The sequence below is a fragment of the Stenotrophomonas riyadhensis genome (genome assembly GCF_040256885.1).
Lineage (GTDB): Bacteria > Pseudomonadota > Gammaproteobacteria > Xanthomonadales > Xanthomonadaceae > Stenotrophomonas > Stenotrophomonas riyadhensis.
Genome location: NZ_CP155568.1, coordinates 1,698,464 through 1,716,374 on the forward strand (window position 1 = coordinate 1,698,464; position 17,911 = coordinate 1,716,374).

Consider the following 17,911-nt stretch of genomic DNA (forward strand, 5'->3'; position numbering starts at 1 on the left):
GGTAGTGCCGGCCGCTGGCCGGCAACCTCAACCAGGCATGGTTGCCGGCCAGCGGCCGGCACTACCATTCCTTCATCCACCATCCACCGGGATTCAGCGCGCCAATCCATCCAGCAGCGGCATGCGCTGCGCGATGGCATCACCGACCTGCAGATCAGCGTCGCTGGCTTCCAGCGGCAGCACCGCCAGTGCCAAGTCGCCGGCCACGCAGGCAATCGTGCCCAGCGCTGCGCCATCCTGCTGCACGCCATCGCCGGCCTGCGCCGGTGCCGCGGTATGCAGCAGCTGCACCGCGCGCTTGGCCTTGCCGAGGAAGTGAGTGCGGGCGACGATTTCCTGGCCGGGATAGCAGCCCTTCTTCACGCTGTAACCGTTCAGGCGGTCCAACCCCAGCTGCTGGGGGGTCCACGCTTCGCGCTGGCTTTCTTGCAGTCGGGGCAGACCGTAGCGCAGGTCGGCCTGGCGCCAGGCCAGTGCGAAAGCGGCCTCATCGGCTTCACTGCCGGCGGCGAAGGCATCGGCGCTGCCAATGCGCAGGGTCCGCGGCAAGGCGTCGCTGCCCAAGTCCAGCTCCCAGCCGTCACCTGCGGTCTGCGCAATCGCGGCGCCACTGGCGGCCTCGGGTGCGGTGAACGCGCCGGCCACCGCCAGATCGCTGCGCACCTGCACCTTCACCTTTCGGCGGAACACGAAGCGCTGCAGTTGCGACGCAATCGCATCGGCATCGCCGTCGGCCAGCACCAGCATCACGTGGTCGTCCGCCAGTCGAAGCAGCTGGAACACCGCCAGGGTGCGGCCCTTGGCGCTCAGCCAAGCGCTCCACTGCCAGTGCTGCAGGGGCAGGGCGGTGACATCGCTGCTGAACTGGGCGTGGGCAAAGACAGCCGCATCCGGGCCTTGCAGGCTCAGCAGCTGGTGGCCGGGCAGGCGCGGATATCCGACGAAAGCAGGGGGCAGGTTGTCAGGCACGTGAACGAGGTCTAAAATTTGTGCGTTGCGAGACCGAACATGATAGGCCAAACAACCCCCACTCCCGACGACGAATCTGAAGCCCCGCTGGTCCCCGCGGCACCCGTGCCCGTGGAACAGGAAAAAGCAGAGGAATTCGGCGGCCGCGGCGGACTTGATCCGGTGCGGTACGGCGATTGGGAGAAAAACGGACGCTGCATCGATTTCTGATCAGCATTGAGCCAACGCGGCCGCGTGCCGCCCAGCCGAGACAACGAGCCCAGCGAATGGCGACCAGACAACGCCCACTTTCCCCGCACCTTCAGGTGTATCGCTGGCAGATTCAGATGGCCACCTCGATCCTGCATCGAGCCACTGGCGTCTTTCTGTCTGTTGGTGCCCTCATCATCGCCGCCGGCCTGCTGGCCCTGATGATGGGGCCCGAGTCCTGGAACTGCTTCACCGGCCATGCCGGGGCCTGGTATGGCCGCGTGTTCCTGTTCGCGTGGACATGGTCGTTCGCCTATCACCTGTGCAATGGCATCCGCCATGTGGTGCAGGACTTCGCCATCGGCTTCAGCATCCCCGCCTTCATCCGCAGCAGCTGGCTGTCGGTCATCGGCAGTCTGGTGATCACCCTGCTGGTGTGGGCCTATGTGATGTTCGGAGGTGCCGCGTGAGCAAGTTCCGTACCCCGTTGAAGAGCGTGCGTGGCCTTGGCTCGGCCAAGACCGGCACCGAGCACTTCGTGCACCAGCGCCTGACCGCCGCCGCCCTGGTGGCGCTGGGCATCTGGTTCCTGGTCTTCGTGCTGAGCCTGCTGGGCTCGGACTACGCGACCGCCGCCGCCGCCGTGGCCAAGCCGTGGAACGCGGTGCCGCTGATCGGCCTGCTGATCGCCATGTTCTGGCACGCGCAGCTCGGCATGCAGGTCGTGCTGGAAGACTACATCCACGAATCGCTGCTGGCCCTGGTGCTGCAGACCGCGGTGAAGTTCGTCGCCGTGCTCGGCATGATCGTCAGTGTGTTTGCGGTGGGCCGCATCGCCCTCGGCGTTGCCTGAGCCCAGGCACCAACACAGGAATCCAGATTAGATGTCCGCTTACAAGATCACCGAACACAAGTACGACATGGTCGTGGTCGGCGCCGGCGGCGCCGGCCTGCGCGCCACGTTCGGCCTGGCCGCCAAGGGCCTGCAGACCGTGTGCCTGACCAAGGTCTTCCCGACCCGTTCGCACACCGTTGCCGCCCAGGGCGGTATCTCGGCCGCACTCGCCAACATGGGCGAGGACGACTGGCGCTACCACTTCTTCGACACCATCAAGGGTTCGGACTGGCTGGGCGACCAGGACGCCATCGAATACATGTGCCGTGAGGCCATCCCGGCCATCATCGAGCTCGAACACTACGGCGTGCCGTTCTCGCGCACCGCCGAAGGCAAGATCTACCAGCGTCCGTTCGGTGGCATGACCACCAAGTACGGCGAAGGCCCGGCGGCGCAGCGTACCTGCGCGGCGGCCGACCGTACCGGCCACGCGATGCTGCACACCCTGTACCAGCAGTCGCTGAAGCACGATGCGCGCTTCATGATCGAGTACTTCGCGCTCGACCTGATCTTCGACGACGAAGGCGCCTGCCGCGGCGTGCTGGCCCTGGACATGTCCGACGGCACCCTGCACCTGTTCCGCGCCCAGGGCGTGGTGCTGGCCACCGGCGGTTACGGCCGTGCCTACTTCAGCGCCACCTCGGCGCACACCTGCACCGGTGACGGTGGCGGCCTGGCCATGCGTGCCGGCATCGCCATGCAGGACATGGAGTTCGTGCAGTTCCATCCGACCGGCATCTACGGTGCCGGCTGCCTGATCACCGAGGGTGTCCGCGGTGAAGGTGGCATCCTGCGCAACAGCAGCGGCGAGCGCTTCATGGAGCGCTACGCACCGCACTACAAGGACCTGGCCTCGCGCGACGTGGTCAGCCGTTCGATGACCATCGAGATCCGCGAAGGCCGCGGCGTCGGCGAGCACAAGGACCACATCCTGCTCGACCTGACCCACCTCGGCCCCGGCGTGATCGACGAGAAGCTGCCGGGCATCGCAGAAAGCGCCCGCATCTTCGCCGGCGTCGACGTGCACAAGCAGCCGATCCCGGTCATCCCGACCGTGCACTACAACATGGGTGGCATTCCGACCAACTATCACGGCGAAGTCGTGCGCAAGGTCGGCGACAACCCGGATGCCGTGGTGCCGGGCCTGTACGCCATCGGTGAAGCCGCCTGCGTGTCCGTGCACGGCGCCAACCGCCTGGGCTCGAACTCGCTGCTGGACCTGGTGGTGTTCGGTCGTGCGGTGGCCAACCGCTGCGCCGAGACCATCAAGCCGGGCGCTTCGCACAAGCCGCTGCCGGCCGATGCCTGCGACAAGGCGCTGGGCCTGCTGGACAAGCTGCGCCACGCCAACGGCGATACCCCGACCTCGGTCATCCGCGATCGCATGCAGCGCACCATGCAGGCCGACGCGGCGGTCTTCCGCACCAGCCAGACGCTGAAGGAAGGCTGCGAGAAGATGGACAAGATCTTCGACTCGTTCCAGGACGTGAAGGTCTCCGACCGTTCGCTGGTCTGGAACTCGGACCTGATCGAGACCTACGAGCTGAACAACCTGCTGCTCAACGCGGTGGCGACGATCAACTCGGCCGAACAGCGCAAGGAAAGCCGCGGCGCGCATGCGCACGAGGACTATCCGGACCGCGACGACGTCAACTGGCAGAAGCACACCCTGGTCAGCGTCGACGAGAAGGGCAAGTGCAGCTTCGACTACCGTCCGGTGCACATGTACACGTTGACCGACGACGTGTCCGTGGTGCCGCCGAAGCCGCGCGTGTACTGATCCGACCCCGCCTACCATGCAATCCGCGCCCACGGGCGCGGGCCGCCTGAGCCAACGAGAGCAGCCATGGCCGAGTTTTCACTCCCCAAGAATTCCAAGATCACGAAGGGCAAGCACTTCCCCGTCAAGAACGGCGGCAAGAACGTGCGCACCTTCAAGATCTACCGCTGGAGTCCGGACGACGACAGCAACCCGCGCACCGATACCTATGAAGTCGATCTGGACGCCTGTGGCCCGATGGTCCTGGACGCCCTGATCAAGATCAAGAACGAGATCGACCCGACCCTGACCTTCCGCCGCTCCTGCCGCGAAGGTATCTGCGGTTCGTGCGCGATGAACATCGACGGCACCAACACCCTGGCCTGCACCCGAGCCATCTCGGACTGCGGCAAGAAGGAAGTGCCGATCTACCCGCTGCCGCACATGAACGTGGTCAAGGATCTGGTTCCGGACCTGACCCACTTCTACGCGCAGTACGCGTCGATCAAGCCGTGGATCCGCACCCAGACCCCGGCACCGCCGGACCGTGAGCGCCTGCAGTCGCCGGAAGACCGCAAGAAGCTGGACGGCCTGTACGAGTGCATCCTGTGCGCCTGCTGCTCGACCAGCTGCCCGAGCTACTGGTGGAACGGCGAGCGCTACCTGGGCCCGGCGATCCTGCTGCAGGCCTACCGCTGGATCATCGACTCGCGCGATGAGGACACCGGTGCGCGCCTGGACGATCTGGAAGATCCGTTCAAGCTGTACCGCTGCCACACCATCATGAACTGCGCCCGGACCTGCCCGAAGGGCCTGAACCCGGCACTGGCGATCGCCGAGATCAAGAAGCTGATGATGGAACGCCGCGCCTGATCAGGCCCGGCTGTACCCGGTAGGGCCACGCCACGCGTGGCTTTGCCACCCCAGTAGAGCCACGCCATGCGTGGCTTTGCTGTATCTGGAGAAACACGATGGAAGAAGATGTTCTGCTGAAGAAGCTGCGCTGGCGCTGCCGCCGCGGCATGCGCGAGCTGGACCAGCTGTTCGGCCGTTACCTGGACCACGAGTGGAGCACTGCGCCGACCGAAGAGCGCGAGGTTTTCCTCTTCCTGCTCGACTGCGAGGACGATAAGTTGTGGCGCTGGTTCATGGGCTACGAGGCCTGCCCGCATGCGCACGCGATCCCCCTCATGCAGAAGATCCTCGCCCTCAAGCCTTGAGTGGCGCCCCTCGCGGCTGCAGGCCGCCGCCCAACTGGCGGTGCTGCTGGCCGCACCCTTGCTGCTGCGCGCATCGGATCTGCCTTCACGGCTGCTGATGCCCGCGGTGGTGCTGGCCTGGAGCGTCGGGTTGGCCGAACTGGCCTGGCGCCAGCGCAGGCCACGCGTGCAGGTGCTTCTGCCGATGCCGCCCGAGCCGCTGCAGGTGGCTGGGCAGGACGTCGATGCACCACAGCTGGTCGTGCGTGGCCCATGGCTGTTGTTGCTCTGGCGTGAGGATCGGCGCCGCCGGCGCCTGCTGTTCTGGCCCGATGTGCTGGATTCCGGGCAGCGACGTGAACTGCGACTGGCCGTGGCCGCACGTGGCGTTTCCCGTCGGCCCCGGTCGATGGCACCATAAGCTGAATTGACCGGCGTGCCTGCATGTTCAAACCCATTCCCGTGGCCATTGGCCTGCGCTACCTGCGCGCCAAGCGCCGCAACGGCTTCATCTCCTTCATCTCGATGGCATCGATCCTGGGCATCGCGCTCGGCGTCACGGTGCTGATCACCACCCTGGCGGTGATGAGCGGTTTCCAGAAGGAAATCCGCAGCCGCCTGCTGCAGATGACCGCGCACACCACCATCAGCCGCGACGGTGAGCCGATGCCGGACTGGATGCGCGTGGTCGACATCGCCCGCAAGGACCCGCGGGTGGCGGGTGCCGCGCCGTACATCGAGATCCAGTCGATGATCAGCGGCCCGCGCGTGCAGGGTGCGATCATCCAGGGCATCGATCCGGCGCTGGAGCCGAAGGTGTCGGTGATCGACAAGAAGGTCACCAAGGGCAGCTATGACAGCCTCACGCCGGGCAGCTTCAACCTGCTGCTGGGCAAGGAGCTGGCGATCTGGCTGGGCGTCGATGTCGGTGACCAGGTGCTGGTGACCTTTGCCGAAGTGCAGGGCACGCCTGCCGGCGCCGTGCCGAGGATGAAACGCTTTACCGTCAGCGGCATCTTCGAGGCTGGCTACAACGAGGTCGACCGCGGCGTCGGCTTTGCCAACATGCAGGACCTGGAGCGCGTGCTGCGCAGCGACGGCGCCACCGGCGTGCGCCTGAAACTGCACGACATGGACCGCTCGCTGGAAGTGGGCGTGGACCTGGCGCAGAGCCTTGGCGGCGCGTACCGGGTGAGTGACTGGACCCAGCAGAACGCCAACCTCTACCACTCGCTGCGCATGGAGAAGGTGGTGATGGGCATCCTGCTGTCGCTGATCATCGCCATGGGCGCGTTCAACCTGGTGTCCTCGCAGGTGATGCTGGTCACCGACAAGCAGGCCGACATCGCCATCCTGCGCACGCTGGGCTTGACCCCGGGCGGGGTGATGCAGGTGTTCATGGTGCAGGGCTCGCTGATCGGCATCTTCGGCACGCTGGCCGGCCTGATCGGCGGCATCACCCTGACCCTCAACCTGGAACGCATCCTCGGCGCCATCGAAAGCGTGTTCAACGTCAAGCTGCTGCCGGAGGACGTCTACTACATCACCGGCCTGCCGACCGACATGCAGACCGGCGACGTGGTGGCGATCACCGTGGTCGCGCTGCTGATGAGCTTCCTGGCCACCCTGTATCCCGCCTGGCGGGCAGCACGCACCCAGCCGGCGGAGGCCCTGCGTTATGAATAAGGTCTTCAACCGCGGCGATGAAGTGATCCGCGCCGAAGCACTGGGCAAGACCTACGCCGAAGGGCGCATGCAGACCCCGGTGTTCGATGGCCTGGACCTGACCGTGACCGCCGGCGAAACGGTGGCGATCATCGGTGCTTCCGGTGCCGGCAAGAGCACGCTGCTGCACCTGCTGGGTGGCCTGGACATTCCGACCGCGGGTGAGGTTTACGTGACCGGCCAGCGCATGTCAGCGCTGTCGGACACCGCGCGTGGCCTGCTGCGCAACCAGGCGCTGGGCTTCGTCTACCAGTTCCACCACCTGCTGCCTGAGTTCACCGCGCTGGAAAACGTGATGATGCCGGTGCTGCTGGCCGGTACTGCAGTGGCCGAGGCGAGCAGCCGGGCCACCACGCTGCTGGAAGCGGTCGGCCTCGGTCATCGCCTGGACCACAAGCCGGGCGAGCTGTCCGGCGGCGAACGCCAGCGTGCCGCGGTGGCACGTGCGCTGGTCAATCATCCGGCCTGCGTGCTCGGCGACGAGCCGACCGGCAACCTGGATGACCGCACCGCGGGCACTGTGTTCGAGCTGATGCTGGAACTCAACCGTGCGCGTCATACCAGCCTGGTGCTGGTCACCCACGACCGCAGCCTGGCGCGGCGCCTGGACCGGGTGCTGGAGCTGCGCGAAGGGCGCCTGCACGCATTGGCCCACGCCGACGTCTGAGGCGCTGGGCCCGCTTTGGTAGAAGCCGACCTTGGTCGGCTGCTCTTGCAGGGCAAGCGCCAACCAAGGTTGGCGACTACCGGAATCCCGAGCCTTGGGCCTGCTTGGGGTGACCGCCGACCGGCTGCTGAATGGGGTACTGGCTTTCGCGCCGGCGTTGTCTGCGCAGGCGCATGATGGCGACAGTTCCCCGAGGAGATCGCCATGAAGACCCCGATCCTGATGGCCGGACTCTGCCTGGCGCTGGCCGCCTGCGCGACCACTGGCCGGCTCAGCTCTGCCGAGAAGCTTGACCTGTACCGCGCCCATGCCGGCGCGCCGCAGAACGACATGCAGTTCTTCGGCAGCCTCAATGGCTGGACCGAACTGGGTGACAGCGCACTGGCGGTGTGGACGCGTCCCAGCGAGGCCTATCTGCTGGAGCTGAGAGGCCCCTGCCAGGACCTGCCGTATGCCACCGCCATCGGCCTGACCAGCCAGATGAACCGTGTTTCGGCGCGTTTCGACAAGGTGCTGGTGCGCGACCCCACCGGCGGCCCGCGCATGCCGTGCTTCATCGACAGCATCCGCAAGCTGGACGTGAAGGCGCTACGCGCCTCCGAGCAGGAGCTGCGCCAGGCGCAGGTGCAGGAGCGCGAGGAAAGCACGAAGTAGCGTGGTAGTGCCGGCGGCTGGCCGGCATTACCTGTGTGTCAGGCTTCCGGGGTGAAGCCGGCTGGCTTTTCCGCGTCCTTCTCGAACAGGAACTTGACCAGTTCGCCTTCAAGGAACGCGCGATGCTCCGGCGTGCGCGGCGACAGGCGGTTCTCGTTGATCAGCATGGTCTGGTGCGCCAGCCACGCAGCCCAGGCCTGCTTGCCGATGTTGTTGAAGATGCGCTGGCCCAGTTCGCCGGGGTAGGGCACGAAGTCCAGGCCCTCGGCATCGCGTTGTTCGTACTGGCAGAAGACGGTTCGGGACATGGCACTCACTCGTGGTTGCGGGATTTCTTGGAGGTTCGTTTCGGCGCCTTGATGGTGGCGCCGTCGAGCAGCTTGCGGATCGGTGCCGGCAGGCCCAGCGTGGGCAGCTCGTCGGCGGCAACCCAGCGCAGCGTGGGTTCTTCCACGCGCAGGCCGTGCACCTGCCGCGACAGTACCTGCAGATGCAGCCTGTAGTGGCTGAAGGTGTGCTGCAGTATTGGCAGCTCTTCGGCCTCTTCCAGCGAGCCGTCGACGTGCACGTCGAACCAGTCCTGCAGCACGCTGCCGGCATCGGCCTGCGGCAGCGTCCACAGCTGCGCCCAGATGCCGGTGTCCGGCCGCTTCTGCAGCAGCACGCGCTGCTGGGGGTCGCGCAGCAGCAGGGCCACCGCTTCCCGTTCGGGCAGGGTCTTGCTGGGCTTGGGTGTCGGCAGTTCGGTGGTGCGGCCTTCGCGGCGCGCCACGCAGTCGTCCTGCAGCGGGCAGATCACGCAGGCGGGTCTGGCACGGCTGCACACCGTCGCGCCCAGGTCCATCTGCGCCTGGGTGTAGTCAGCCATGCGCCCATTCGGCACCTGCGCCACGTGCGCCTCGGCGATCGCCCACAGCTGCTTCTCGATGGCCGGCAGCCCGGGGAAACCCTCGATGCCGTGGTAACGGCTGAGCACCCGCTTGACGTTGCCATCGAGGATCGCGAACGGGTCGTTCCAGGCCTGGCTGAGGATCGCACCGGCGGTGCTGCGGCCGATGCCGGGCAGGGCATGCAATGCATCGAAATCACGCGGCAGGTCGCCGTCGTGCAGTTCCACGCAGCGCTTCGCAGCGGCATGCAGGTTGCGTGCGCGGGCGTAGTAGCCGAGCCCGGCCCACTGCGCCATCACCGCGTCGTTGCTGGCGGCGGCGAGGTCGGGCAAGGTCGGGAAGTGCTGCAGGAACCGCTGGAAATACGGGATGACCGTACTCACCTGGGTCTGCTGCAGCATGATTTCCGACAGCCAGACCCGATAGGGGCTGCGCGGGTGCTGCCAGGGCAGGTCGTGGCGGCCGTGGTCGTCGAACCAGTGCAGCAGGCGGGCGACGAAGTCGTCAGTCTGCGTGGTTCCGGCGCTGGCGTGCGGCTGGCGGGGCATTGGTGTTCCAGAGAGGCAGCCACCCGTGGGGTGACTCTACTGGATTGCAGTAGAGCCACGCCATGCGTGGCTGCACGGTGTATCAGGCGCCCAGCGCTTCGGGCAGCAGGGCGTCGACGAAAGCTTCCGGGTCGAACACGCGCAGGTCTTCCGGGCGCTCGCCGATGCCGGCGAAACGGATCGGAATGCCGAACTCGCGGGCCAGTGCGAACACCACGCCGCCCTTGGCGGTGCCGTCCAGCTTGGTCACCACCAGGCCGGTCACTTTCACTGCGGCATTGAACTGGCGCAGCTGCGACAGCGCATTCTGGCCAGTGGTGCCGTCGATCACCATCAGCACTTCGTGCGGGGCGGTGGGGTCGATCTTGCCGAGCACGCGGCGGATCTTGCCCAGCTCGTTCATCAGGCCGGATTGGGTGTGCAGGCGGCCGGCGGTATCGGCGATCAGCACCGAGGTGCCACGGGCCTTGCCGGCCTGGAGCGCGTCGAATGCCACCGAAGCGGCATCAGCGTTCTGCCCCTGCGCGACCACGGCCACGCCGTTGCGCTCGCCCCAGGCCTGCAGCTGGGCCACGGCGGCGGCGCGGAAGGTGTCACCGGCGGCCAGCATCAGGCTGTGGCCATCGTCCTTGAAGCGCTTGGCCAGCTTGCCGATGGTGGTGGTCTTGCCGACGCCGTTGACGCCAACGGTGAGCACCACGAAGGGCTTGGCGTTGCGGTCGATCACCAGCGGCTTGGCCACCGGCTGCAGGATTGCGATCAGCTCGGCGCGCAGCGCGGCCAGCAGCGCATTGGCGTCGGCGAACTCGCGCGATTTCATGCGCTTGCGCAGGCCCTCGACCAGGTCGGTGGTGGCGCCCACGCCGACGTCGGCGGTGATCAGTGCGGTTTCCAGCTCATCCAGCAGGTCGTCGTCAAGCTTGGGGTTGCGCGAGAACAGGCCACCGAAGCTGCGCGCGATGACGCTGTTGCGCAGGCGTTCGCGCCAGCCGGGCTTGCCGGCAGGCGCCGGAACGGCGTCGACCGAGGCGGCGGCAGGCAGGTCGTCGGAGACCGGTGCCGGGGTCGGTGCAGGAGCGGGTTCCGGCAGCGGCGCAGGCACCGGCTCGATGGCTGGGGCAGCGACAGGGGCGACGTCGATCTGCGTGATCGGGGCCGGGGCAATGGGTGCCGGGACGGCCGGGACCACCGGAGCGGGAGCCACCGGGGTGGGTTCGACCATTACCGGGGCGACCGCTGCCGCGGGCGGCTCAGCGGGGGCAGGTGCGGCCGGCGCAGCTACCGGCGCGGGTTCCTTGTCCTCGACCGGCGCGGCCGACGGGAATGCCGCCGCCAGCTCTTCAGCCGAGTAGTGCTGGGTCTTGGGAGCCTCCGTTGCGGGGGCATCCTGGGGCTTCTTGCGGCGGAAAAAACTGAGCATTGGCAAAAGGCGCTGAAATCAGAGGGATATGCTACCACTCGGGCCTGTCGGGCCGATGTGGACTCAAGGTCGCGGTCCACCGGCCGTTAACTGGTCCGGAGGGCTGCGCAAGGCGGCCCGGAGACCGCCATGAACAACGTGATGGGAATCGCCCTCAGCGGGATGCGTGCGGCCCAGCAGGGCGTGCAGGTGGCCGCGCACAACGTGGCCAACCTGGCGACCCCGGATGCCCAGCACCTGCAGTTGCAGCGCAATGCCACCGAGCAGGGTGGGGTGCAGGCTTCGGTGACGTCCACCGGCGCCGATGCCGGCGCGCCGCTGGGTGATCTGCTGGCCGCAAAAGCCGAGGTCGTGGCCTTCGCCGCCAATGCCGCGGTGATCCGCCGCCAGGACCAGATGTTGGGTTCGCTGCTGGATCGCGAGGTCTGAGCCGCCCGGCTTGGGTGGGTGTCAACCTTGGTTGACACGCTCGACGCCCTGGTAGGTGCCAACCTTGGTTGGCACGCTTTTGGGGCGCCAACCAAGGTTGGCCTCTGCCAGGGCAGCAGTGCCAACCAAGGTTGGCACCTACCAGAGCTTCGCCGGGCCATGCCCGGCGACCACCCTGTCGATCAGGCGGACAGCTCCAGCAGCAGCTTGTTCAGGCGCGCCACGTAGGCGCCCGGATCCTTCAGGCTGTCACCGGCGGCCAACGCAGCCTGGTCGAACAGCACCCGGCCGAGGTCGTCGAAACGCGCGCCATCGGCTTCGGCATCGAGCTTGGCGATCAGCGGGTGGCCCGGGTTGATCTCCAGCACCGGCTTGCTGTCCGGCACCTTCTGCCCGCTGGCTTCCAGGATCTGGCGCATCTGCAGGCCCAGGTCCTGTTCGCCGATGGCCAGCACCGCCGGCGAATCGGTCAGGCGGTGCGAGACGCGCACTTCGGCCACGTCGTCGCCCAGCACCGTCTTCAGGCGCTCGACCAGGCCCTGCTTGTCCTTGGCCGCCGCTTCCTGCTCCTGCTTGTCCGCCTCGCTTTCCAGCGCGCCCAGGTCGAGGTCGCCACGGGCGATGTCGACGAAGCCCTTGCCATCGAAATCGGTCAGGTAGCCCATCAGCCACTCGTCGATGCGGTCGGTCAGCAGCAGCACTTCCACGCCCTTCTTGCGGAACACTTCCAGGTGCGGGCTGTTGCGCACCTGGCTGTAGCTCTCGCCGGTCAGGTAGTAGATCTTGTCCTGGCCTTCGGTCATGCGGCCGAGGTAGTCGGCCAGCGACACGGTCTGCGCATCGCCGTCGCCACGGGTGGAGGCGAAGCGCAGCAGGCCGGCCACCTTCTCGCGGTTGTTGTAGTCCTCGGCCGGGCCTTCCTTCAGTACCTGGCCGAATTCCTTCCAGAACGTGGCGTACTGCTCCGGCTTGTCGGTGGCCAGCTTCTCCAGCATGTCCAGCGAGCGCTTGGTCAGCGCCGCCTTCATCGAATCGATGACCGGGCCGGACTGCAGGATCTCGCGCGAGACGTTCAGCGACAGGTCGTTGGAATCGACCACGCCCTTGATGAAGCGCAGGTACAGCGGCAGGAACTGCTCGGCCTGATCCATCACGAACACGCGCTGCACGTACAGCTTCAGGCCCTTGGGCGCATCGCGGTGGTACAGGTCGAACGGCGCGCGGCCGGGCACGTACAGCAGCGAGGTGTACTCCAGCTTGCCCTCGACCTTGTTGTGGCTCCAGGCCAGCGGATCGCTGTGGTCGTGCGCCACGTGCTTGTAGAACTCGGTGTACTCGGCGTCGCTGATCTCGGTGCGCGGACGGGTCCACAGTGCGCTGGCGCGGTTGACGGTCTCCCACTCACCGGCGGCGCCTTCTTCGCCCTCCTTGGACATCTGGATCGGCAGGCCGATGTGGTCCGAGTACTTCTTGAGGATGCTGCGCAGGCGCCAGCCATCGGCGAAGTCGTGCTCGCCGTCCTTCAGGTGCAGCACGATACGGGTGCCGCGCTCGGCCTTGTCGACGGTGGCGACGTCGAAATCGCCTTCGCCGCGCGAGGTCCAGCGCACGCCTTCGCCTGCAGCCAGGCCGGCGCGGCGCGAGGTCACTTCCACTTCGTCGGCGACGATGAAGGCGCTGTAGAAGCCGACGCCGAACTGGCCGATCAGCTGCGAATCCTTCTTCTGGTCGCCGGACAGCTGGCGCAGGAAGTCGCCGGTGCCGGACTTTGCAATCGTGCCGAGGTGGGCGATGGCTTCGGCGCGGCTCATGCCGATGCCGTTGTCTTCGATGGTGATGGTGTGGGCGGTGGGGTCGAAGCTGACGCGCACGCGCAGCTCGCTGTCGCCTTCCAGCAGGGCCGGCTGGGTCAGGGCCTCGAAACGCAGCTTGTCGGCGGCATCGGCGGCGTTGGAGACCAGCTCGCGGAGGAAGATTTCCTTGTTGGAATACAGCGAGTGGATCATCAGCTGCAGCAGCTGCTTGACTTCGGTCTGGAAGCCAAGGGTTTCGGTCTGGGGGGTCTCGGTCATCGATAAGGCTCCGTGTGCAATGCCGCGCCAGCGCGTGCGGCCTCGCCAAGGGGTATGGCTGATTGTCCCGAAATCAAGGGGTTGTTCTGGCAGGGCTGCGCCCTGCACCCGCCGAGGCCAGAGCAGCAGCAACAGCAACAGCCGGCTCTTGGCTGTCTGTTGGTTAGGCGGGGCGGTGTGGGTTGGCAGGACACGCCGTAAACCCGTCCATGGGGGCTCGATGGCGCCATCCATGGCGCCAACGGTCCTGCCAACCCACACCGCCCCGCCTTCGACAGGTTCACGCGGCTGTTGGTAGGTGTCGACCTTGGTCGACACATCTGTCAGATATCGATACATCAAATGGGGTCAGATCCGTTTTCCGCAGGAAAACGGATCTGACCCCAAGATGACGTTCCGACAGCTCGCAGGAAACTGTCGAAGGCGGGGTGGGTCCGGTTGAGGGGGTGTGAGCGGCATGGATGCCGCGACCAAGCCCCCAGGGACGGGTTCACGGCGTCCCCCTCAACCGGACCCACCCCGCCATCCCACAGAAAACCAGCTTTTGACGTTGACGTTGACGTTGCTGTGGCTTCTGCGGGTGCCGGCCGCGGGCCGGCCGAACTACAATCCCGCTCATGCTGAAATTCTCGAATACCTCCCGCCGGGGGCGCCGATGAGCGGCCGTGGGGGCAATGACGGCCAGGTCCGCATCATCGGCGGACGCTGGCGCAATACCCGCCTGCCGGTGCCGACCCTGCCGGGCCTGCGGCCCAGCAGCGACCGCGTGCGCGAAACCCTGTTCAACTGGCTGATGCCCAGGCTCGGCGGGGCCCGCGTGTTGGACCTGTTCGCCGGCAGTGGCGCGCTGGGGCTGGAGGCGGTCTCGCGTGGTGCCGCCCACGCCACCCTGGTCGAGCGCGATGCCCAGCTGGGGCGTAATCTGACCGCCGCAGTGACCAAGCTGCAGGCCAGCGACCAGATCAGCGTCGTGCAGGCCGATGCCCTGCGCTGGCTGCAGGGCGCGCCCGCGCAGCAGGCCGATCTGGTCTTCATCGACCCACCGTTCGCCGATGGCCTGTGGCAGGACGTGCTGGCCCAGCTGCCCCGGCACCTGGCCGCCGATGCCTGGCTGTACCTGGAATCGCCGGCCGGCCACGTGCCGGTGCTGCCGCCGGACTGGCTGCTGCACCGCGAGGGCGGCACCCGCGAGGTGCGCTTTGCCCTGTACCGCCGCGCCACTGCTACACTTTGACCTCATCTGAACATCTGCATCCGCCCATGACCGTGGCCAACCGCCGCATCGCCGTCTATCCCGGCACGTTCGACCCGATCACCAACGGTCACATCGACCTGGTGAGCCGCGCCGCGCCGCTGTTCGAAAAGGTCGTGGTCGGCGTGGCGCAGAGCCCGTCCAAGGGCCCGGCGCTGCCGCTGGAGCAGCGTGTGCAGCTGGCGCGTGGCGCGCTGGCGCACCACGGCAATGTCGAGGTCATCGGCTTCGATACCCTGCTGGCGCATTTCGTACGCTCGGTCCAGGGCGGGGTGCTGCTGCGCGGCCTGCGCGCGGTGTCCGATTTCGAGTACGAGTTCCAGATGGCCAGCATGAACCGCCACCTGATCCCGGAGGTCGAGACCCTGTTCCTGACCCCGGCCGAGCAGCACAGCTTCATTTCGTCCTCGCTGGTCCGCGAGATCGCGCGCCTGGGCGGCGACGTGTCCGGTTTCGTGCCGGCCGCGGTGCTCGAAGCCCTGCGCAAGGTCCGCGAAGCGAAGTCGGCACAGTCGTAAGCCCCGCTGTACCCGCACCCCATTACGTACAACACCACGCACCATTCCGGGAGGAAACCCATGAACACCACCATGCGCGCGATGCTGATCGCTTCGTTGGCCCTGGCCTTCACCGCTTGCAAGAAGGAAGAGGCCGCTCCGGTCGACGAGGCCAAGCAGGCCTTGGTCGCTCCGTCCAAGGACGACGATGCAGGCTGGAAGAAGTACCTGCAGGAAGTGGCGATCCAGAACATGGGCAACATCACCAACAGCCCGTTCCTGTACTACCTCTCGCCGGAATCGGACCCGGACTTCCAGGCCAAGTACGAGCGCCAGACCGAGAGTGCGACCCAGGCCGTGGCCCGTGGCGTGCAGCCGGGCAACATGCTGGCCTTCGGTTCGTCGGCCTCGGGCAAGATGGCTGACATGATCCAGGCCGTGTTCAAGGACGTGTCGCCGGATTCGATGAAGGGCGTGCGCGTCGTCTTCATCGGCCAGTCGGCCGACAACGCCCGTGTGCAGGCTGCGATCCAGCCGACCGGTGCCGAGTACATTTTCGTCGAAGCCAAGTAATACCGAGCCATGGCGGCCATGCTGCGGCATGGCCCGGGCGGCGTCCTGCAAGGGCGCCGCTGATGACCTGACCGGCCCGCGCGCCCGCGCTGGCCGGTCCTTTGTCCCAGGGCGCGGGCGAGGAGTATCGCCGTGTCGCTGAAAATCAACGAGCTCTGCGTCAACTGCGACGTATGCGAGCCGGCCTGCCCGAACCAGGCCATTGCGATGGGTGAAACCATCTACGTGATCGACCCTGCGCGCTGCACCGAATGCGTGGGTCATTTCGACGAGCCACAGTGCGTGGTCGTCTGCCCGGTCGAGTGCATCGACCCGGACCCGGAGATCGTGGAAACGGAAGACCAGCTGCTGGCCAAGCTGCGCCAGCTGCAGCACGATCACCCCGAACTCTATGCGGAGCCCCCATCCGAATGAAGACGCTGATCGTCCGCCGCCTGTTGCTGCTCGGCCTGCTGCTGAGTCCAATTGCCTGGGCCGACAGCCCGGCCCGTGCCGAGCGCCCCGATGGCGCGGCCATTGCCAGCGGTCACGCGCTGGCCACCCAGGCCGGCATCGATATCCTGGCGCAGGGCGGCAACGCCTTCGACGCCGCGGTGGCGGTATCGTCCACGCTGGCGGTGGTCGAGCCGATCAGTTCCGGCCTGGGCGGTGGCGGCTTCTTCCTGCTGCATGATGCGGCCACCGGCAAGGACGTGATGCTGGACGCGCGCGAGACCGCGCCGGCTGCAGCAACCCCGCAGGCCTTCCTCGACAAGCAGGGCAACCTCGACCGTGACCGCTCGGTCAACGGCGCGTGGTCGGCTGGCATTCCGGGCCTGCCCGCAGCTCTGGTCGAACTGTCGGCCAAGCATGGCAAGCTGCCGCTGTCGGCGTCGCTGCAGCCGGCGATCCGCATCGCGCGCGAAGGTTTCCCGGTGTACGACCGCATGGCCAAGGGCTATGCCTCTCGCCGTGAGGTGATGGAGCGCTATCCCGGCACGCGCGAGGTCTACCTGCGCAATGGCAAGCCGATCGCCACCGGCGACCTGTTCAAGCAGCCGGAGCTGGCACAGACGCTGGAGCGCTTGGCCGCGGGTGGCTTCGATGGCTTCTACAAGGGCCAGACCGGAAAGCTGTTGCTGGCCGGCGTGAAGCAGGCCGGCGGCAAGTGGACCGCCGAAGAGCTGGCCGGCTACCGCGTGAAGCAGCGTGAACCGATCGTGTTCAACTACAACGGCTGGAAGATCACCACCGCACCGCCGCCGTCGTCCGGTGGCATCGCGCTGGCCAGCATGCTGCAGATCCTGGAAGGCTGGGACATCAGGAAAATGGACCCGGCGCACCGCACCCATCTGGTGGTGGAATCGATGCGCCGCGCCTACCGTGACCGCACCTTCTTCCTTGGCGATCCGGACTTCGTGCAGATCCCGCAGAAGGTGCTGACCAGCAAGGACTATGCACAGGGCCTGCGGGCGACCATCCATCCGGAGAAGGCCACGCCCAGCGACCTGCTGTCGGGCAACCCGACGCCGCTGGAAGACGACGAGACCACGCACTTCTCGATCATCGATCGCGACGGCAACCGCGTCGGCGCCACCCAGACCGTCAACCTGCTGTACGGCTCGGGGCTGATTCCCAAGGGCACCGGCGTGCTGCTGAACAACGAGATGGACGACTTCGCGCTGAAGCCGGGTACGCCCAATGCGTTCGGCGTGATGGGCTACGAGGCCAATGCGCCGAAGGCGGGCAAGCGCATGCTCAGCTCGATGACGCCGACCTTCATGGAGAACGCCGACAAGGTGGTGGTGCTGGGCACCCCGGGTGGCAGCCGCATCATCACCATGGTGCTGCTGGGCATCCTCGGCTACGACGACGGCCTGGATGCGCAGCAGGTTGCCGCGCTGCCGCGCTACCACCACCAGTGGCTGCCGGACCTGATCGAAGCCGAGGACGATGCGTTCGACGCGGCGACGGTGAAGCAGCTGCAGGCGATGGGTCACAAGATCGACCTGCCCGGCGATGTCGCCGCAGGCGGCCGTGGGTCCAGTCACGTGTGGGGCAACCTGCAGACGGTGGAATGGGACCGCAAGACGAACACGCTGTTCGGCGGCAGCGATCCCCGTAACCCGGTGGGCAGCGCCCAGGTCGTACCAGCACGCTGATACGGTAGCGCCGGCCGCTGGCCGGCAATCTG

21 protein-coding genes are annotated in these 17,911 nt (G+C 66.9%); 16 read left to right on the forward strand and 5 right to left on the reverse strand.

Translation table 11 applies throughout. From position 1 onward, the window contains the following. Positions 1-93 precede the first annotated feature (93 nt). Positions 94-969 carry a YgfZ/GcvT domain-containing protein gene (locus SriyCCGPB3_RS08000; protein ID WP_350260061.1) on the reverse strand — a complete coding sequence of 292 codons (876 nt, stop codon included), beginning with the start codon at positions 967-969 and terminating at the stop codon, positions 94-96. Positions 970-1,008: 39 nt separating this feature from the next. Here SriyCCGPB3_RS08000 and SriyCCGPB3_RS08005 point away from each other — a divergent pair, with 39 nt between their 5' ends. The 10 genes from SriyCCGPB3_RS08005 to SriyCCGPB3_RS08050 all read left to right on the forward strand — a co-directional run bounded on the left by SriyCCGPB3_RS08005 (position 1,009) and on the right by SriyCCGPB3_RS08050 (position 8,057). Continuing rightward, positions 1,009-1,179 carry a DUF1674 domain-containing protein gene (locus SriyCCGPB3_RS08005; RefSeq protein ID WP_005409075.1) on the forward strand — a complete coding sequence of 57 codons (171 nt, stop codon included), beginning with the start codon at positions 1,009-1,011 and terminating at the stop codon, positions 1,177-1,179. Between the two features lie 56 nt (positions 1,180-1,235). Further along, positions 1,236-1,628: a succinate dehydrogenase, cytochrome b556 subunit gene (sdhC, locus tag SriyCCGPB3_RS08010; RefSeq protein WP_024958620.1), complete on the forward strand. Its 393-nt coding sequence runs from the start codon at positions 1,236-1,238 to the stop codon at positions 1,626-1,628. Continuing rightward, the gene (gene sdhD / locus SriyCCGPB3_RS08015; protein ID WP_024958619.1) at positions 1,625-2,011 is read left to right on the forward strand and encodes a succinate dehydrogenase, hydrophobic membrane anchor protein; all 387 of its coding nucleotides are present in this window, start codon (positions 1,625-1,627) and stop codon (positions 2,009-2,011) included. The genes sdhC and sdhD overlap by 4 nt, the downstream gene beginning before the upstream one ends. A gap of 31 nt (positions 2,012-2,042) precedes the next feature. Then, a complete protein-coding gene (sdhA, locus tag SriyCCGPB3_RS08020; protein ID WP_049445482.1) occupies positions 2,043-3,833 on the forward strand; it encodes a succinate dehydrogenase flavoprotein subunit in 1,791 nt (596 codons plus the stop codon). A 66-nt stretch (positions 3,834-3,899) separates the two neighbouring features. After that, positions 3,900-4,685 carry a succinate dehydrogenase iron-sulfur subunit gene (locus SriyCCGPB3_RS08025; RefSeq protein ID WP_005409079.1) on the forward strand — a complete coding sequence of 262 codons (786 nt, stop codon included), beginning with the start codon at positions 3,900-3,902 and terminating at the stop codon, positions 4,683-4,685. 98 nt (positions 4,686-4,783) lie between these two features. Next, a complete protein-coding gene (locus SriyCCGPB3_RS08030) occupies positions 4,784-5,032 on the forward strand; it encodes a succinate dehydrogenase assembly factor 2 (RefSeq protein WP_005409080.1) in 249 nt (82 codons plus the stop codon). Then, positions 4,983-5,432 carry a hypothetical protein gene (locus SriyCCGPB3_RS08035; RefSeq protein WP_164162811.1) on the forward strand — a complete coding sequence of 150 codons (450 nt, stop codon included), beginning with the start codon at positions 4,983-4,985 and terminating at the stop codon, positions 5,430-5,432. The genes SriyCCGPB3_RS08030 and SriyCCGPB3_RS08035 overlap by 50 nt, the downstream gene beginning before the upstream one ends. A 23-nt stretch (positions 5,433-5,455) precedes the next feature. Next, on the forward strand, positions 5,456-6,697 hold the full coding sequence (locus SriyCCGPB3_RS08040) for a lipoprotein-releasing ABC transporter permease subunit (protein ID WP_014036805.1): 1,242 nt from the start codon (positions 5,456-5,458) through the stop codon (positions 6,695-6,697). After that, positions 6,690-7,403: a lipoprotein-releasing ABC transporter ATP-binding protein LolD gene (gene lolD / locus SriyCCGPB3_RS08045; RefSeq protein WP_014036806.1), complete on the forward strand. Its 714-nt coding sequence runs from the start codon at positions 6,690-6,692 to the stop codon at positions 7,401-7,403. The genes SriyCCGPB3_RS08040 and lolD overlap by 8 nt, the downstream gene beginning before the upstream one ends. Positions 7,404-7,607: 204 nt before the next feature. Next, the gene (locus SriyCCGPB3_RS08050; RefSeq protein ID WP_032128869.1) at positions 7,608-8,057 is read left to right on the forward strand and encodes a DUF6491 family protein; all 450 of its coding nucleotides are present in this window, start codon (positions 7,608-7,610) and stop codon (positions 8,055-8,057) included. A 38-nt stretch (positions 8,058-8,095) separates the two neighbouring features. On the opposite strand, the gene SriyCCGPB3_RS08055 is transcribed toward SriyCCGPB3_RS08050, so the two are convergent. The 3 genes from SriyCCGPB3_RS08055 to ftsY all read right to left on the reverse strand — a co-directional run bounded on the left by SriyCCGPB3_RS08055 (position 8,096) and on the right by ftsY (position 10,915). After that, on the reverse strand, positions 8,096-8,365 hold the full coding sequence (locus tag SriyCCGPB3_RS08055) for an oxidative damage protection protein (RefSeq protein WP_004153160.1): 270 nt from the start codon (positions 8,363-8,365) through the stop codon (positions 8,096-8,098). Between the two features lie 5 nt (positions 8,366-8,370). Then, on the reverse strand, positions 8,371-9,495 hold the full coding sequence (gene mutY / locus SriyCCGPB3_RS08060) for an A/G-specific adenine glycosylase (RefSeq protein WP_350260062.1): 1,125 nt from the start codon (positions 9,493-9,495) through the stop codon (positions 8,371-8,373). 82 nt (positions 9,496-9,577) lie between these two features. Beyond that, the gene (ftsY, locus tag SriyCCGPB3_RS08065) at positions 9,578-10,915 is read right to left on the reverse strand and encodes a signal recognition particle-docking protein FtsY (RefSeq protein ID WP_350260063.1); all 1,338 of its coding nucleotides are present in this window, start codon (positions 10,913-10,915) and stop codon (positions 9,578-9,580) included. A gap of 129 nt (positions 10,916-11,044) precedes the next feature. Between ftsY and SriyCCGPB3_RS08070 the strand changes: the two genes are divergently transcribed. Beyond that, positions 11,045-11,344, forward strand: coding sequence for a hypothetical protein (locus SriyCCGPB3_RS08070; RefSeq protein WP_350260064.1), 300 nt, complete (start codon positions 11,045-11,047; stop codon positions 11,342-11,344). Between the two features lie 182 nt (positions 11,345-11,526). Here the strand turns inward: SriyCCGPB3_RS08070 and htpG are convergent, their stop codons facing one another. Further along, on the reverse strand, positions 11,527-13,416 hold the full coding sequence (gene htpG, locus SriyCCGPB3_RS08075; RefSeq protein ID WP_350260065.1) for a molecular chaperone HtpG: 1,890 nt from the start codon (positions 13,414-13,416) through the stop codon (positions 11,527-11,529). 655 nt (positions 13,417-14,071) lie between these two features. Between htpG and rsmD the strand changes: the two genes are divergently transcribed. From rsmD to ggt, 5 genes are all read left to right on the forward strand, one after another. Next, on the forward strand, positions 14,072-14,650 hold the full coding sequence (rsmD, locus tag SriyCCGPB3_RS08080; RefSeq protein WP_049423552.1) for a 16S rRNA (guanine(966)-N(2))-methyltransferase RsmD: 579 nt from the start codon (positions 14,072-14,074) through the stop codon (positions 14,648-14,650). A 26-nt stretch (positions 14,651-14,676) separates the two neighbouring features. Next, positions 14,677-15,186 (forward strand): pantetheine-phosphate adenylyltransferase, encoded by a 510-nt coding sequence (coaD, locus tag SriyCCGPB3_RS08085; protein WP_014036814.1) that lies wholly within the window; start codon positions 14,677-14,679, stop codon positions 15,184-15,186. 60 nt (positions 15,187-15,246) lie between these two features. Beyond that, entirely contained in the window at positions 15,247-15,738 is a 492-nt protein-coding gene (locus SriyCCGPB3_RS08090; RefSeq protein ID WP_004153167.1) for a hypothetical protein, read from the forward strand. A gap of 132 nt (positions 15,739-15,870) precedes the next feature. Next, the gene (locus SriyCCGPB3_RS08095; RefSeq protein ID WP_004153175.1) at positions 15,871-16,152 is read left to right on the forward strand and encodes a YfhL family 4Fe-4S dicluster ferredoxin; all 282 of its coding nucleotides are present in this window, start codon (positions 15,871-15,873) and stop codon (positions 16,150-16,152) included. After that, positions 16,149-17,879, forward strand: a complete 1,731-nt coding sequence (gene ggt, locus SriyCCGPB3_RS08100) for a gamma-glutamyltransferase (RefSeq protein WP_164162395.1) — start codon at positions 16,149-16,151, stop codon at positions 17,877-17,879. Before SriyCCGPB3_RS08095 ends, ggt begins: the two co-directional genes overlap by 4 nt. The last annotated feature ends 32 nt before the right edge of the window (positions 17,880-17,911 follow it).